Genomic DNA, 15550 nt, shown 5'->3' with positions numbered 1-15550 from the left:
GCCATGACCGACACGCACAACTCAGAAACCTCGCCGGCAGCCAAACCCGAGGCCAAGCAGCCCCGGCTGGCCCAGGGCCGCGAGCACATCGTCGCCACGGTCGACGAGATCCCGCCGGGCACACACAAACTCGTGCCCATCGGCCGGCACGGCGTCGGGGTGTACAACGTCAACGGCACCTTCTACGCGATCGCCAACTACTGCCCGCACGAGGGCGGGCCGCTGTGTTCCGGGCGCGCCCGCGGGCGCAACATCGTCGACGAGACGGTGCCCGGCGACGCGGTGATGGTGCGCGACATGGAGTACATCTACTGCCCCTGGCACCAATGGGGTTTCGAACTCGCCACCGGCACCACCGCGGTGAAGCCGGAGTGGAGCATCCGCACCTATCCCGTCCGGGTTGTCGGCAACGACGTCCTGGTACAAGCCTGAGGACCATTGAGAACACCCATGCCGACCAGCACCGCACTCACGCCGGGCGAACACACCGCCAAGATCAACGGCGGCGACGTCGTCTACGAAATCCTGGGTGAAAAGGGCGATTTCATCGCCCTGACCCCCGGCGGCCGGTTCAGTAAGGACATCCCCGGGCTGCGACCGCTGGCAGAGGCCCTGGCCGACGGCGGCTACCGGGTGCTGCTGTGGGACCGGCCGAACTGCGGCAAGTCCGAAGTGCAGTTCTACGGGCAGAGCGAATCCCACATGCGGGCCGAGACGCTGGCCAAGCTGATCACCACCCTCGGCATCGGCCCGTGCATCATCGCCGGCGGTTCCGGCGGTGCCCGCGATTCGATGCTGACCACCATGCTCTACCCCGAGTTGGTGCGAAAGCTGGTGGTGTGGAACATCGTCGGCGGCGTGTACGGGAGCTTCGTACTCGGCGGCCATTACGTGGTACCGAGCATCCTGGCCGTGCGGGGCCTCGGCATCGAGGGTCTGCTGAAGGTGCCGGAATGGCGCGAGCGCATCGAGCAGAACCCGGCCAACGAACAGCGGCTCCGCGATCTGGACGCCGACGAGTTCCTCAAGCTGATGCTGCGCTGGCTCAACGCCTACGTGCCCAAACCCGGCCAGACCATCCCCGGCGTCGTCGACGAGATGTTCGACAACATCACCGTGCCCACGCTCATCATTCGGGGCGGCGAGAACGACTGGGACCACCCCAAGCGCACGTCCTTCGAGGTGCACTGCCTGATCAAGGGTTCGACGTTGATCGACCCGCCGTGGCCCGAGGACGCCTGGGAGCGCGCCGGCGAGAAGATGGCCCAGAGCGGCGGCAAGGACTTCTGCCTGTTCGACACCTGGGTGCAGGCGGCGCCGGCGATCCTGGATTTCCTGGACGAGCAATGAGCGCCGCGGTGCCGTCAGACCGTGTGGATCCGAACCTCACAGTTCAGCGACGCCTCCAGCGCGGTGTGAATCCTGCTCTCCGGCACCCGCTCCAGGTCGGTCTTGCGCAGGGTCACGTCGACGATGTCCCAGCCCTCCCCGGTCGGGGTCCGCTCGATCTCCCCCGTCAGGCCGAAGCCGGCCAGCACGCCGTGGGCGTCGTCGTCGGTGCCGTGGCTGACGTAGGTCAGGACGCCGGGCACCGGATTACCACCGAGCTCGCCAAAGGTCTTTCGGCACAACGACATCGCCGTCTCCTGCAGCTGTTCGGCCGCCGCCCCGGTCATCAGCAGTTCCACCTCGCGGCGGCTGGGCGGCAGTGCAGCGAGGTTGTTCTCGATCAGCGTCGCGCCGGCCGCGGTCGCGAGCTCGGCCAGCGCCGCCATCCCGGTATCCAATTGAGCCGCGGTCAGTTCCCCGTCGGGGTCCACCCGTACTCGCACCACTGCGGTTCGCATGCCCACGAGACTAGCCAGCTTCGGGCGTCGACAGCCCACCCCCCGGTCCGCAGGAGTCAGTCATGAACAACACCAAGGCAGCACCCGCCGGCTTCACGGTCGGCGTCTGGCCCGGCATCACCGCCCGACTGCTGCGACAGTCCGACGGCGTGGAGACCCTGGCCGAGTACGTGGCCGGCGGCGGCTATGCCTCGCTCGCCGATCCCACCGCGCTGCTCGACGAGGTCCGCGCCGCGGGCGTCCGGGGGCGCGGCGGGGCGGCGTTCCCCTTGGCGGTCAAGCTGCAGACCGTGCGGTCCGCGGCCAACACGGGGCGCGACACAGTGCTGGTGGCGAACGGAGAAGAAGGCGAACCGGCATCGGTGAAAGACCGCTGGCTGCTGCGCAACCGACCGCACCTGGTGCTCGACGGCGCGCGACTGGCCGCCCATGTCGTCGGCGCCAAACACGCCCACGTCTATGTGTCCGATCCCGCCTCGGCCCGCGCGGTCGACGCCGCACTCGACGAGATCCGGGCCGACGGCAGCGACCCGCTGGGCGGCCTGACGCTCAGCCTGCGGGTGGTCCCCGCGGGTTATGTCGCCGGCGAGGAAACCGCCGCGGTCCAGGCGATCAACGGCGGACCGGCCAAGCCCACCGACAAACCGCCGCGGCCCTTCGAAGAAGGCGTCGGCGGCCTACCGACGATCGTCAGCAACGTCGAGACGTTGGCCAATCTCCCCTACGTGCAGCGCCACGGCGCGGCCGCGTACCGGGAGGCGGGCACCGATGCTTCCCCGGGCACCTTCCTGGCCACCATCACCGGCGCCGGTCGGCCCGCGGGCCTCTATGAACTGCCGCACGGCGTACGGCTTTCGGAAGTCCTTGCCCTGCACGGACTCGCACCCGAGTCGGTCCGGGGCGCGCTGATGGGCGGCTACTTCGCCGGACTGCTCGGCGCCGACGTCACCGACACCGCCTTGGACCACGAGACACTGCGCGGCTTGGGCAGCGGACTCGGTTGCGGCGCCGTCTCGGTCCTCACCGACGAATGCCCGGTGGCCGTCGCCGCCGCGGTGCTGGCGTACTTCGATCGCGAGAACGCCGGGCAGTGCGGATCGTGCTTCAACGGGACCGCGGCGATGGCCGCGGCCGCCGGAGCCCTGCGCGACGGCGTGGCCACCGACGAGGATGTCGCCCGGTTGAAGCGGTGGTCGGTGGTGCTGCGCGGTCGAGGCGCCTGCGGCACCCTGGACGCCGCCACCAACATCGCCGCGAGCCTGCTCGACAAGTTTCCCGCCGAGGTCGCTCGCCACCTCGCCGGCGGCTGTACCGTCTGTGGCGCAGATGTTTTCGCCGCAGCGCGCCCCTTCGAGGTAGAAGCAGTGGAGGCCCCGTGATGTCCGACAAGATGCAAATCAAGTTGGATCGCACGTTGTGCGACGGCTTCGGGATCTGCGCCAAGCACGCGCCGGAGTACTTCTCCCTCGACGACTGGGGTTACGCGGTGCTCGTCGGCGACGGCAACATTCCCGAGCAGGACCGCGACGCCGTCATGCGAGCCCTGTTGGACTGCCCGGTGCACGCGATCATGGAGATCAACGCCCACGGGCCCAACGAGGCCCCGCCGGGGCCCCGGCCGGCCACCGACGAAGATCCCGGCGCCCATCTCAAGGTCGACGACAACGAAGCCGAATGGGGATTCACCCGATGAGTTCAGCCGATACGCCCACCCGACTCCCGCTCCCGGAGCTTCGTCCGGAGGTCGAATTCTTCTGGACCGCAGGCGCCGACGGCGTACTCCGGATCTGCGAGTGCGGCGACTGCAAGTCGCTGATCCACCCGCCGCAACCGATCTGCCGGTACTGCCGCAGCCACAACATGGGTGTGCGTGAGGTGTCGGGCCGCGGCGTGCTGGCCGGTTTCACCGTCAACCACCGCTTCAGCCTGCCGGGCCTGCCGGCGCCGTACGTGGTGGCGCAGGTCGCCCTCGAGGAAGATCCGCGGGTCCGGTTGACCACCAACATCCTCGTCGACATCGACGAGTCCGGCGGTGTGGACCTGGAATTGGGTCAGCTGGTCGAGGTGGAGTTCGAGAAGGCCGACGACGTCTACCTGCCGCTGTTCCGACCCGTCGCCCCGAAGCAGCTGGGTGAGCTGCCGGCCGACGAGATTGCCCCCGAAGATTTCTCGAAGCACGTCCGTCCCATGGTGCGACAGGAGAAGTTCGAGGACAAAGCCGTCATCACCGGTATCGGCGCCTCCCGGTTGGGCCGCCGACTGATGGTGCCGCCGCTGTCGCTGACCATCGAGGCCTGCGAGGCCGCGGTCGCCGATGCCGGGCTGACGCTGGACGACATCGACGGGCTGTCGACCTACCCCGGCCTCGACATCGCGGGGATGGGTGAGGGCGGGGTCGGTGCGCTCGAGGGCGCGCTGGGCATCAAGCCGACGTGGATCAACGGCGGCATGGACACCTTTGGCCCGGGTGGTTCGGTGATCGCCGCGGTGATGGCCGTGGCCACCGGGATGGCCCGCCATGTGCTGTGCTTCCGCACGTTGTGGGAGGCGACCTTCAGCCAGCTGATGAAGGAGGGCAAGGCCGCCCCGCCCGGCGGCATGCGCACCACCAACTGGCAGGCGCCGTTCGGCGCCACCTCGGCCGCCCACACGCTGGCGCTCAACGCGCAGCGCCACTTTCATCGGTACGGCACCACGCGGGAGACCTTGGGCTGGATCGCGCTGAACCAGCGCGCCAACGCCGCCCTGAATCCCACGGCCATCTACCGCGATCCGATGACCATGGAGGACTACCTGTCGGCGCGGATGATCACCACGCCGTTCGGGCTCTACGACTGCGACGTCCCGTGCGACGGCGCGGTGGCGGTGATCGTCTCGGCGGTCGACACGGCCGACGATCTGGCCAAACCGCCGGTGCGCATCGAGGCGGTCGGGACGCAGATCATCGAGCGCACCGACTGGGACCAGACCACGTTGACCCACGAACCGCAGGTACTGGGCCAGGCGGCCCACCTGTGGACGCGAACCTCGTTGCGGCCCAGCGACGTCGACGTCGCCGAGCTGTACGACGGTTTCAGTTTCAACTGCCTGTCCTGGTTGGAGGCACTGGGCTTCTGTGGGATCGGCGAGGCCAAGGACTTCCTCGACGGCGGCAAGAACATCGCGCGCGACGGCGTGATCCCGCTCAACACCCACGGTGGTCAGCTCTCCCACGGGCGCACCCACGGGATGGGCCTGATCCACGAGGCGGTCACCCAGCTGCGCAACGAGGCCGGCGACCGGCAGGTCGCCGACGCGCGGGTGGCGGTGGTCAGCAGCGGCGGCCTGACCCCGAGCGGCGTCCTGCTGTTGCGGGCGGACACGTGAGCGAAGGCCCGGTGCCCACCCCGCGGGTGGTCCTGGTCGACGGGGTGCCGATGTCGGGCCTGTTGGCCTGCCCCGCCGACGCCGCCCCGACAGCCGTCGTGGTGGCGATCCACGGCGGCGCCACCACCGGCGCTTACTTCGATTGCCCCGGCCATCCCCGGCTTTCGCTGCTACGGCTCGGGGCCCGGCTGGGCTACACGGTGCTCGCCCTGGACCGGCCCGGCTTCGGCAGCTCCGCCCTGTACGCCGAGGAGTTCACCGACCCGGCCCGCCGGACCGAGATGACCTACGGCGCCATCGATGCCATCCTCGGGGACCGCGACCGCGGCGCCGGGTTGTTCGTGCTGGCTCATTCCAACGGCACCGAGCTGGCGCTGCAGCTGGCCGCCCACCCGGACCGCGGCCGGCAGCTGCTGGGCGTCGAGATCTCCGGCACCGGGCTGAACCAGCAGGAGGCCGCGGCCGCGGTGCTGTCGTCGGCGTCAATCACCAACGTTCCGACTGGCCTCCGGGAACTGCTGTGGGAGCCCGCCGAGCTGTACCCCGACGGCATCGCCGGTGCGGTACGGATCAAGGCCGGCCCGATCTCGCCGGGTTACGAGGGCGGCCTGGTGGCCAACTGGGCCGCGACGGTCACCGAACTGGCTGCGCGGGTGCGCGTTCCGGTGCGCTACACGATGGCCGAGTTCGAGCGGGTGTGGGCAGCCGACGATGCCGCGCTGGGCGAGGTCGCCGCCCTGTTCACCGCCGCGCCGGACGTCCGTACGACACGCCAGCTCAACGGCGGCCACAACCTGAGCCTGGGCCACACCGCCGCCGCGTACCACCTGAGCGCGTTGGCGTTCGCGGAGGAATGCCGGGTCCGCCGAACCTCGGAGACCCGGGCCACAACCGATGTCACGATGGAGGCCAATTGATGCGAGTCGGATTCATTGGATTGGGGAGCCAGGGCGGCCCGATGGCGCGCGCCATCGTCGACGCGGGTATCCCGACCACGCTGTGGGCGCGGCGCGCGGCCTCGCTGGAACCCTACTCAGACACCGCGGCCAAGGTCGCCGGCACACCGGCGGAGTTGGCCGCGGACTGCGACATCGTCTGCCTGTGCGTGATCGGCGACGACGACGTGCGACAGCTGTGCGAGGGCGAGCAGGGCCTGGTGGCGAACATGAGGCCCGGCAGCATCATCGTCATCCACAGCACCGTGCACCCCAACACCTGCCGCGAACTCGCGGAAACGGCTGCACAGAAGCAGGTTTCGGTGCTGGACGCGCCGGTCAGCGGCGGGGGCCCCGCCGTCGAGGCCAAGCAGCTGCTGGTGATGGTCGGCGGTGCGGAGGAAGACCTGGAGAAGTGTCGGCCGGTGTTCGAGACCTACGCCGACCCGATCGTGCATCTCGGCCCCGTCGGCGCCGGCCAGGTCAGCAAGATCCTGAACAACCTGTTGTTCAGCGCCAATCTCGGCAGCGCGATGAGCCTGCTGGAACTCGGCGAGGAACTCGGGGTGGAGCGGACCAAGATGTGCGAGGTGCTCACCCGCGGCTCGGGCACCAGCAAGGCGCTCGGCAGCATCGCCGCCTTCGGGGGCACGCTGGAACGGCTGGCTCCGATCGCCGGCGCGTTGCTGCAGAAGGACGTTCGGCTGGCCGCCGACCTGGCCGCCCGCGCCGACGCCAAGGAGGGCACCGTGTTCACGGTGGCCGACACCGCCCTCGAGCTGATGGACAATCCCCGGTGAGAGTCGGCTTCGTCGGAGCCGGCCGCATGGGCACACCGATGGTCGAGCGGCTGCTGGCCGCCGGCCACGAGGTCACCGCCCTGGGCCGCTCCGCCGAGAAGCGCACCGCCCTGGCCGAGTTGGGCGCCGCCACGGTGAGCGCGGCGCCCGACGTGGCCGCCGGCGCCGACGTGGTGATCGTGTGCGTCTTCACCGACGAGCAGGTCCGCGAGCTGTGCTCGGACTCCCCGGCCGGCAACGGATTACTGGCCGCGATGCGCCCCGGTTCGGTGTTGGTGGTGCACACCACCGGCAGCCCGCAGACCGCGGCGACGCTGGCCGAGGCCGGTGCCGCGCGCGACGTCGGCGTGCTCGACGCCCCGGTCAGCGGGGGTCCGCACGACATCGCCGCTGGAACGCTGACGCTCTACCTCGGTGGCACCGAGGACGCCGTGGCCAAGGCCCGACCCGCGCTGGCGAGCTATGGCGACCCGGTGGTGCACGTCGGCCCGGTCGGTTCCGGGCAGAAGATGAAGCTGATCAACAACGCGCTGTTCGCCGCGCAGATCGGTCTGGTCGCCGAGGCCACCAAGCTGGCCGAGCGTCTCGGCATCGACGAATCGGCCGCGCTCGACGCGCTGCCGCACGGCAGCGGTGCATCCCGGGCGATGGGCAACATCGCCCGGGCCGGATCGGCCGCGAAATTCATCGCCGCGGTCGGCGAATTCATCGGCAAGGACGTGGCCGTCGTCCGGCGCACCACGGCCGAACTCGGTGCCGATCTCGGACGTCTCGACCCGTTGGTCGACGCGGGACTGGGGCATTGAGAACGGCGCTTTACGGCCCGCGCGGTCGCGATTACTGTTAACGTTACAGTTACCGCTTTATCCGTAACTTCGCACCTCTCAGCCCCGGAGGCCGCACATGACCAAGCCGCAGGTCGTCTTCGACCCGTTCTCCGACGAATACTTCAACGACCCGTACGACATCTACCTGCGCATGCAGGACGAGGCGCCGGTCTACTACAGCGACGAATTCGACTTCTACGCGCTGACCCGGCACGCCGACGTCGCGGCCGCGCTCAAGGACCACGAGACCTTCTCCTCCACGCGGGGTTGCGACCTGGCGATGGTTCAGTCGGAGGAGGGGCCGCAGAAGTCGATCATCTTCATGGATCCGCCCGAACACCGGGTGATGCGCAGCCTGGTGAACAAGGCGTTCACCCCGCGCGCCATCCAGTCCCAGCGCGAGACCGTCGAGCACCTCGTCGACCACTACCTCGGTCAGGTCGATCCCGACAACTTCGACGTGGTCCAGGATTTCTCCGGACCGTTCCCGGTCGAGGTCATCACCCGGATGGCCGGCGTCCCCGAGGATTACCGCCAGATGGTGCGGCACTGGATCGACACCTCGTTGACCCGCGAGCCCGGCAACATCGGCTACACCGAGGCCGGCATGCAGGCCGCGATCGAATCCGGCACGTACTACTACCAATTGGCCCAGGAGCGGCGGGCCAACCCGCAGGACGACATGATCAGCCGGCTGGTGCAAGCGGAGATCCTCGCCGAGGACGGCCAATTGCGCAAGCTCGACGACATCGAGATCGCCGGCTTCACCTCGCTGCTCGGTGGCGCCGGGGCGGAAACCGTCACCAAGCTGGTCGGCAACGCGATCGTCACCTTCGCCAAGAACCCCGACCAATGGCAGAAACTGCTCGACGACCGCAGCAAGGTCCCCGCCGCCGTCGAGGAGATGCTGCGCTTCGACGGCCCCGTGCACTACAACGTCCGCTTCACCCTCAAAGAAGCCCACCTGCACGGTGTCACCATCCCCGCCGGCAAACCCGTCTTCCTGATGAAAGCCGCCGCCAACCGTGACCCCCGCGCCTTCACCGATGCGCACCTGTTCGACATCGACCGCGACCGCACCGAAGCCCAGAACCTCGGCTTCGGCTACGGCATCCACAGCTGCCTCGGCGCGGCGCTGGCCCGCCTGGAAACCACCATCGCCGTAGAGCGACTGCTCGACTTCATGCCCCGCTACGAGGTCCAATGGGACGGCCTGTCCAAGGTGAAGATGCAAAACGTCGCGGGGTATCACCACGTCCCGGTGAAGGTGCTGCGCTGATGAGCAAGAAGATCGAGGTCGACTTCGAGATCTGCGAAGCCAACGGGGTCTGCATGGGCATCATCCCCGAGGTCTTCGAACTCGACGACGAGGACTACCTGCACGTCCTGCAGGACGAAGTCACCCCCGACAACGAGGCCCAGGTCCGCGAGGCCGTGCGCCAATGCCCCCGCCAGGCCATCACCATCCGCGAATAACCCTCACCACCGCGAAGCCCGACCACAGCGCGAGCGCTCACCACAGCGCGGCGGCCTAACCACACGACGAGCGCTCATCCTTGTACAAATTCTCAAGGATTTCCGTACAAGGATGAGCGCTCGCGTAGGTGGTGGGAGCCGTACCAGGGTGGCCGCTCGCGGTGTGTAGGTGGGCCCGCTAGTGCTCCGTCTGTGAATTGAGGTGGTTAAGTGTTTCGCGTCCGCGGCGGACTTTGGTGATGATGTCTTCTGCGGTGGCTTTCCAGATGAATGGCGTGGGGTTGGCGTTCCAGTGGGCGGCCCAGGTGGTGATCGCCTCGGTGAGATCGGCGACGCTGGTGAATACTCCGCGACGCAGTCGTTTGTCGGTGAGCTCTTTGAACCAGCGTTCGATGAGATTGAGCCAGGAACTCGAGGTCGGAGTGGGGTGCAGGTGCCAGCGGCGACGGTCCTTGTGCGCCAGCCACTTCTTGATCTCCGGAGTCGAGTGCGCCGAGAGGTTGTCAAGCACGACATGCACGGCCAGTCCGCGGGGCACAGAGGCGTCGATCTGTTTGAAGAACCGCAGTACATCGGCGCCGGTGTGGCCTTTGCGCAGATCGGTGAGCACCTCACCGGTGGCAACGTTCATCGCCGCGAACAGGTCGATGGTGCCGTGGCGTTTGTAGTCGTGGGTCATGGTGCCGGCTCGGCCGGGTTTCATCGGCAGCGAGGGTTGGGTCCGGTCCAGCGCTTGACATTGAGTCTTCTCATCGAAGGAAAACACCACCGCACGGGCTGGCGGATTCATGTACAGCCCAACAACATCGACGAGTTTCTCCTCGAAATGCGGATCGTTGCTGACCTTGAAGGTCTTCACCTTCCAAGGTTGGAGATTGTGGTCAGCCCAGATCTTGGCCACGGAGTCTTTTCCGACCCCAACCCGGGCGGCCATGGTGCGGGTGGACCACTGCGTCGATCCGTCTGCGGGCAGTTCTTCACGGGTCAGACGCAGCACTTCGGCGACCGTACCCGCTGGCAGACTGGGCTTGCGGCCGCGACCTTTGGCGATCTTGCCCACACCGGCGATGCCTTCTTCGGAGAATCGAGAACGCCAGCGTCGCACCGCATCCGAGTCCACCCCACAGCGCCGCCCGATCTCATCGTTGGCGATCCCGTCACAGGCCCACAGCAGGCCCCGAGCTTGGATCACCGCCCGGTGCGGCAACGACGTCGAGGCCGCCATCCGCTCCAGCTCAACTCGCTGTTCAACCGTCGCCGTCAACGCCGCAGCCACCATCCACCGAGTCTACCAACAAATAACCAGACTATTTCAACGACACACCACTAGCTGGCGGGCACCAGGTCAGCGGCCACCGGGCAGCTTGCCGGTGTGCCGCTGCGAAACAGCTCGATGACGTCGGCCCCGGCCTCCGTACAGTCCAGCGCGGCCAGCGCCTGCGCCTTGAAGGCCCGCGCGGCAACGCTGAGCCGGTGCTCGACCGACCCGACGCTGCTGTGGTCCAACTCGTCCGGCCAGCTCTCGCCCCACAGCGTGACCTCGGTCTGCCCGCTGTCGAGCGCCTGCTGAATGCCTTCGCGGATGCGTGAATCCTGCTCGTAGAGATCGGCGGCCACCGCGAGCGCGTGCGGCCGCACCCCGCGGGGACCGGTCAGCAGCGCGGACTCGAGGTCGCCGGTGTCGGCGCCGAGGATCTGCAGGGCCCGGTCGTCGGCCGCGTCGGCGCGCTCCGGGTCGATCAGGACGCGCACGTCCCAGCCCGCCATGACCCGGTCGAACATCCAGCCGCCGGCGGCGCTCACCGCGTCGCGAACGCTGGGCGCGACCACGTCCAGGCGGTACCTCATGATGTGCCTTCCGGCGCGAATTCCCGGCTCAGCGAGGTCGCGTACGCGCGCAGCGCTTCCTGCAGAGGCATTGAGGGATCGAGCAGCCATGAGATTTCCATTCCGTTGACGAGGGACACGATTTGCACGGCCTTGAGATCCGGGTCGATGTCAGCGCGATACTTCCCCGATGCCTGACCCTGGCGGATGAGGTCCGCCAGGATCTTCACCGCGGCCCGCTGCCTGGCGAGCAGGCGGTCATGCAGTGGCGCATCCGGCATCAGGTTCTCGACAAGCAGCACCGAGTAAGTGCCGACGAGTTCGGGGTTACGTTCGGCGCGCACTCCCGCACGGGCAATCTGCTCCAGTAGGTCGCCGGAACGGTCCAGACGCGCGTTGTCCTCGGCGTCACGTGCATCGACGACCGCGTGCAGCAACTGCTCCTTGGACTCGAAGTGATGCAGCAGGCCCGCGGCGCTGACCCCGGCCTCCTTGGCGATCTGGGCCAGCGAGGTGTTGCGCCACCCGTTCTGGGTGAGCAGCCGTTGCGCGGCGGCGAGGATGCGGACCTTGCGGTCCTCTCCTTTGGCGAGCAACGTCGCATAAGGCCTGGCAGAGGTCACGGGCTGAGACTTTCCGGTCGGGCAAACCTACTTAATGAACATACAGTAGGTTGGTTTTGCCGTTGTGACAAGAGTCTCTTTCGGAAAATTTTCCGGTCGGCTCACACGCCCGGGGCACTGTGCGCCACGCCGCCGCTGAAGACCGGTGCAGGGGGCACAAACACTGAGATCGCGCCGTCGCCGCTGCGGCCGGGGCACCCGCATGGGCGCCCCGAGCCGCCGTCCACGGCGCGAGAAGGGTGGAGATCGCGGGCGCTAGAGCCCCAGCGACTTGGCGATGATGACCTTCATGACCTCGCTGGTGCCCGCGTAGATCCGGGCCACCCGCGCATCGGTGTACAGCCGCGCGATCGGGTACTCCATCATGTAGCCGTAACCGCCGAACAACTGCAGGCACCGATCGATCACCCGGGCCTGCATCTCGGTGCAGAACAGCTTCACCCGTGCCGCATCGGCACCGGACAGCTCGCCGGTGACGTGCTCGCCGACCGCCTGATCCAGCATCGCCTGCGCGGCCTCGACCTCCGCCGAACAGGCCGCCAACTCGAACTTGGTGTTCTGGAACGACGCCACCGGGGTCCCGAACGCCTTGCGGGTCTTGGTGTACTCGATCGCCGCATGGATCGCCGAGCGCGCCTGCGCGACCGAACCGACGGCGACGGTCAGACGCTCCTGGGGCAGGTTGTGCCCCAGGTAGGAGAACGCCTCGCCCTCCTCCCCCAGCCGGTTGGTGACCGGGACGCGGACGTCGGTGAACGACAGCTCGGCGGTGTCCTGGACCTTGCAGCCCATCTTCTCCAGTTCGCGGCCGCGTTCGAAGCCGGCCATGCCGTCCTCGACCACCAGCAGGGTCAGGCCCCGGCGGCGGTTGTCCGGATCGGTCGACGTCCGCGCTACGACGATCACCAGGTCCGCCTGCATGCCACCGGTGATGAACGTCTTCGCCCCGTTGAGCACGTAGTGATCGCCGTCGAGCCGGGCCGTGGTACGCACGCCGGCCAGATCCGATCCGGTGCCCGGCTCAGTCATCGCCACCGCGGTCAACAACGTGCCGTCGGCCAACCCCGGAAACCAACGCTTCCGCTGTTCCTCGCTGGCGTAGTGCAGGAAGTACGGCAGGATCACCTCGAGCTGGGTGCGCACCGTCGACAGCGTCACCAACGCCCGCGCCGCCTCCTCCTGCAGCACCACGTTGTAGCGGTAATCCGGTTGCCCGCCCCCGCCGTACTCCTCGGGGATCGCCATCCCCATCATCCCGGTGGCGCCGAGCTTGGCGAACGTCTCCCGCGGCATCCGGCCGGCCTCCTCCCACTGCGGATACGCGGGCACGACCTCCTTCTCGATGAAATCGCGCGCGAGCTCGCGAAACGCCTCATGATCCTCGGTGAACAGCGTGCGACGCATCAGGTTTCTCCCTTGTCGGTGCTAGATGAGCTCGACCACGGTGGCGTTGGCGGTGCCGCCGCCCTCGCACATGGTCTGCAGGCCGTAGCGAATGCCCTTGTCACGCATGTGATGGATCATCCGGGTCATCAGGACGGCGCCGGACGCGCCCAGCGGATGCCCGAGCGCGATCGCACCGCCGAGGGGGTTCAGCCGCGCGAGATCCGCGCCGGTATCGGCCAACCAGGCCATCGGCACCGGGGCGAAGGCCTCGTTGACCTCGAACACACCGATGTCGTCGATCCCCAATCCGGCCTTTCGCAACACCTTTTCGGTGGCCGGAATGGGTCCGGTGAGCATCAGCACCGGGTCGGCGCCGGTCACCGCGCCGGCGGTATAGCGGGCCAGCGGTGTCATTCCCAGTTCCCGGGCCTTCTCGGTGGTCATCACCAGCAGCGCCGCGGCGCCGTCGGAGATCTGCGAGGAGTTGCCGGCGTGAATCATGCCGTCGTCCTTGAACGCCGGCTTGAGCCCGGCGAGTTTCTCCACGGTGGTGCCGCGGCGGACGCCCTCGTCGGCGTCGACCACACCGGCCTCGGTGGTGACCGACACCATCTGCTCGGTGAACGCGCCGGCGTCCTGCGCCGCGGCGGCCAGCTCGTGCGAGCGGACGGCGTACTCGTCGACCGCGGTCCGGTCGAAGCCCCACTTCTCGCAGATCATCTCCGCGCCGGTGCCCTGGTTGAACTCGAAACCGTCATAACGGGCAAGGGCTTTCGGGCCGTACGGCATTCCGGTGGCGCGGGCCGCGCCCAACGGGACGCGGCTCATGACCTCCACGCCGCCGGCGACCACGACGTCCTGCTGACCGGACATCACCGCCTGCACCGCGAAATCCAGTGCCTGCTGGCTGGATCCGCAGGCGCGGTTGACCGTGGTGCCGGGAATGTGCTCGGGCCAGCCGGCGGCCAGCACCGCGTACCGGCCGATGTTGCTGGATTGATCTCCCACCTGGGACACGCAGCCCCACACCACATCGTCGACGATGTCGGGGTCCAGCCCGGTTCGGGTCGCCAGCTCGTTGAGCACCAACGCCGACAGGTCCGCGGCGTGGGTCTCGGCAAACCCGCCGTTGCGCTTACCGACCGGGGTGCGCACGGCACCGACGATGACTGTTTCTCGCATTGTTCCTCCGCCTTGACTTTTCAGTGCTTCGTGGCCGAATAGACCGGCCCGATCGCGCCCTGCTCACGTAACTGCGCGATGGCCGCCGCGTCGAAGCCGAACTCGGCCAGCACCGCGTCGGTGTGCTCCCCCAGTCCGGGGACCGCGCCCATCGGTTGCTCGAACCCCTCGATCACCGGCGGGGGCCGCAGCGCCGAGATGGGCCCCTTGGGGGTGTCCACCTGCCGCCAGCGGTCGCGCGCCTGCAGGTGCGGGTGCGCTATCACCTCGCTGGGTCGGTTGTAGCGGGAGTTTCCGATACCCGCGTCGTCCGCCGTCTTCTGAATGTGCGCCAGATCGTGTTGGGCGCACCAGGATTCAATGGCGGCATTGAGGATGTCCCGATGCTCGCAGCGCTGCGAATTCGACGCGAACCTGGGGTCGTCTGCCAGGTCGGGGCGCTCGATGATCTCGCGGGCCAGTCGCTGCCATTCGCGGTCGTTGGTGGTCCCCAGCACGACGGTCTGCCCGTCGCGGGTCGGGAAGGAACCGTAGGGGGCCACCGCCGGCGAACTCATCCCCAGGGGCTCCTGGTCGATGCCCGAATGCTGGGTGTAGGTCAGCTGATAACCCATGATGTCGGTCATCGTGTCGAACAGGCTCACCGCGACCGCGGGGGCGGTCTGGGTGCCGTGCCGTTCCCGCCCGATCAGCAACGCCATGATCGACAGCGCCGCATACAGTCCGCTGGAGACGTCAGCCACAGGCGGGCCCGGCTTGGCCGGCATGCCGGGATAGCCGGTCGCCGCGCAGGTCCCGGACTCCGCTTGCACCAGCAGGTCGTAGGCCCGCTTGTGGGAGAGCGGACCGCCGGGGCCGTATCCGTCGATCTCCACCGGTATCACGTTGGGATGCCGCCGGTGCAGGTCCTCGGCGCCCAGCCCCATCCGGGCCAGCGCGCCCGGCGCCAGGTTGGAGACCAGGGCGTCGGCGCGCTCGAGCAATCGGTGCAGCACGTCGAGACCGGCCGGCGACTTCAGGTTCAGCGTGATCGATTCCTTGCCCCGGTTGGCCCAGACAAAGTGCGCGGCAAGGCCACCGGGGCCGTTCACGACGTCGTCGTAGTCGCGGGCGAAGTCCCCGCCCTTGGGGTTCTCCACCTTGATCACCCGGGCGCCGAAATCGGCCAACACCCGGGTGCACATCGGTGCCGACACGGCCTGTTCCATCGCGACGATGGTGATCCCGGCCAGCGGCGCGGCGTTGTTCTGCATGCGGTTCACATAACCATGGCGCCGCGCC

General features: G+C 68.2%; 17 protein-coding genes. 10 read left to right on the top strand and 7 right to left on the bottom strand.

The features are described from left to right. Window positions 1–3: 3 nt before the first annotated feature. Both R2K23_RS07295 and R2K23_RS07290 read left to right on the top strand, forming a co-directional pair. Window positions 4–432, top strand: coding sequence for a Rieske (2Fe-2S) protein (locus R2K23_RS07295; protein ID WP_316515614.1), 429 nt, complete (start codon window positions 4–6; stop codon window positions 430–432). Between the two features lie 18 nt (window positions 433–450). Continuing rightward, window positions 451–1350: an alpha/beta fold hydrolase gene (locus tag R2K23_RS07290; protein ID WP_316515613.1), complete on the top strand. Its 900-nt coding sequence runs from the start codon at window positions 451–453 to the stop codon at window positions 1348–1350. A gap of 14 nt (window positions 1351–1364) precedes the next feature. On the opposite strand, the gene R2K23_RS07285 is transcribed toward R2K23_RS07290, so the two are convergent. Further along, the gene (locus R2K23_RS07285) at window positions 1365–1847 is read right to left on the bottom strand and encodes a hypothetical protein (RefSeq protein WP_316515611.1); all 483 of its coding nucleotides are present in this window, start codon (window positions 1845–1847) and stop codon (window positions 1365–1367) included. Between the two features lie 62 nt (window positions 1848–1909). Between R2K23_RS07285 and R2K23_RS07280 the strand changes: the two genes are divergently transcribed. The 8 genes from R2K23_RS07280 to R2K23_RS07245 all read left to right on the top strand — a co-directional run bounded on the left by R2K23_RS07280 (window position 1910) and on the right by R2K23_RS07245 (window position 9251). Beyond that, window positions 1910–3226, top strand: a complete 1317-nt coding sequence (locus R2K23_RS07280) for an NADH-ubiquinone oxidoreductase-F iron-sulfur binding region domain-containing protein (protein WP_316515609.1) — start codon at window positions 1910–1912, stop codon at window positions 3224–3226. A gap of 11 nt (window positions 3227–3237) precedes the next feature. Then, window positions 3238–3540, top strand: coding sequence for a ferredoxin (locus tag R2K23_RS07275; protein WP_316517114.1), 303 nt, complete (start codon window positions 3238–3240; stop codon window positions 3538–3540). Next, a complete protein-coding gene (locus tag R2K23_RS07270) occupies window positions 3537–5213 on the top strand; it encodes a thiolase C-terminal domain-containing protein (RefSeq protein ID WP_316515608.1) in 1677 nt (558 codons plus the stop codon). Before R2K23_RS07275 ends, R2K23_RS07270 begins: the two co-directional genes overlap by 4 nt. Beyond that, on the top strand, window positions 5210–6130 hold the full coding sequence (locus tag R2K23_RS07265) for an alpha/beta hydrolase family protein (protein WP_316515607.1): 921 nt from the start codon (window positions 5210–5212) through the stop codon (window positions 6128–6130). The genes R2K23_RS07270 and R2K23_RS07265 overlap by 4 nt, the downstream gene beginning before the upstream one ends. Further along, window positions 6130–6948 (top strand): NAD(P)-dependent oxidoreductase, encoded by an 819-nt coding sequence (locus R2K23_RS07260; RefSeq protein WP_316515605.1) that lies wholly within the window; start codon window positions 6130–6132, stop codon window positions 6946–6948. The genes R2K23_RS07265 and R2K23_RS07260 overlap by 1 nt, the downstream gene beginning before the upstream one ends. Then, window positions 6945–7754: an NAD(P)-dependent oxidoreductase gene (locus R2K23_RS07255; RefSeq protein WP_316515603.1), complete on the top strand. Its 810-nt coding sequence runs from the start codon at window positions 6945–6947 to the stop codon at window positions 7752–7754. The genes R2K23_RS07260 and R2K23_RS07255 overlap by 4 nt, the downstream gene beginning before the upstream one ends. A 97-nt stretch (window positions 7755–7851) precedes the next feature. After that, the gene (locus tag R2K23_RS07250; protein ID WP_316515602.1) at window positions 7852–9054 is read left to right on the top strand and encodes a cytochrome P450; all 1203 of its coding nucleotides are present in this window, start codon (window positions 7852–7854) and stop codon (window positions 9052–9054) included. Next, the gene (locus tag R2K23_RS07245) at window positions 9054–9251 is read left to right on the top strand and encodes a ferredoxin (protein WP_316515600.1); all 198 of its coding nucleotides are present in this window, start codon (window positions 9054–9056) and stop codon (window positions 9249–9251) included. Before R2K23_RS07250 ends, R2K23_RS07245 begins: the two co-directional genes overlap by 1 nt. A gap of 178 nt (window positions 9252–9429) precedes the next feature. Here R2K23_RS07245 and R2K23_RS07240 read toward each other — a convergent pair whose 3' ends face one another. The 6 genes from R2K23_RS07240 to R2K23_RS07215 all read right to left on the bottom strand — a co-directional run bounded on the left by R2K23_RS07240 (window position 9430) and on the right by R2K23_RS07215 (window position 15522). After that, the gene (locus R2K23_RS07240; protein WP_316511500.1) at window positions 9430–10530 is read right to left on the bottom strand and encodes an IS630 family transposase; all 1101 of its coding nucleotides are present in this window, start codon (window positions 10528–10530) and stop codon (window positions 9430–9432) included. 47 nt (window positions 10531–10577) lie between these two features. After that, window positions 10578–11099 (bottom strand): hypothetical protein, encoded by a 522-nt coding sequence (locus tag R2K23_RS07235; protein WP_316515598.1) that lies wholly within the window; start codon window positions 11097–11099, stop codon window positions 10578–10580. Continuing rightward, the gene (locus R2K23_RS07230) at window positions 11096–11701 is read right to left on the bottom strand and encodes a TetR/AcrR family transcriptional regulator (RefSeq protein WP_316515596.1); all 606 of its coding nucleotides are present in this window, start codon (window positions 11699–11701) and stop codon (window positions 11096–11098) included. Before R2K23_RS07230 ends, R2K23_RS07235 begins: the two co-directional genes overlap by 4 nt. A 255-nt stretch (window positions 11702–11956) precedes the next feature. Then, a complete protein-coding gene (locus R2K23_RS07225; RefSeq protein ID WP_316515594.1) occupies window positions 11957–13105 on the bottom strand; it encodes an acyl-CoA dehydrogenase family protein in 1149 nt (382 codons plus the stop codon). 21 nt (window positions 13106–13126) lie between these two features. Then, entirely contained in the window at window positions 13127–14269 is a 1143-nt protein-coding gene (locus tag R2K23_RS07220; RefSeq protein WP_316515593.1) for a thiolase family protein, read from the bottom strand. Window positions 14270–14289: 20 nt separating this feature from the next. Next, a complete protein-coding gene (locus tag R2K23_RS07215; RefSeq protein WP_316517113.1) occupies window positions 14290–15522 on the bottom strand; it encodes a CaiB/BaiF CoA transferase family protein in 1233 nt (410 codons plus the stop codon). Window positions 15523–15550 lie beyond the last annotated feature (28 nt).

Source organism: Mycolicibacterium sp. MU0050, from assembly GCF_963378085.1.
GTDB lineage: Bacteria > Actinomycetota > Actinomycetes > Mycobacteriales > Mycobacteriaceae > Mycobacterium > Mycobacterium wendilense.
This window is presented reverse-complemented; position numbering and strand designations above follow the sequence as displayed.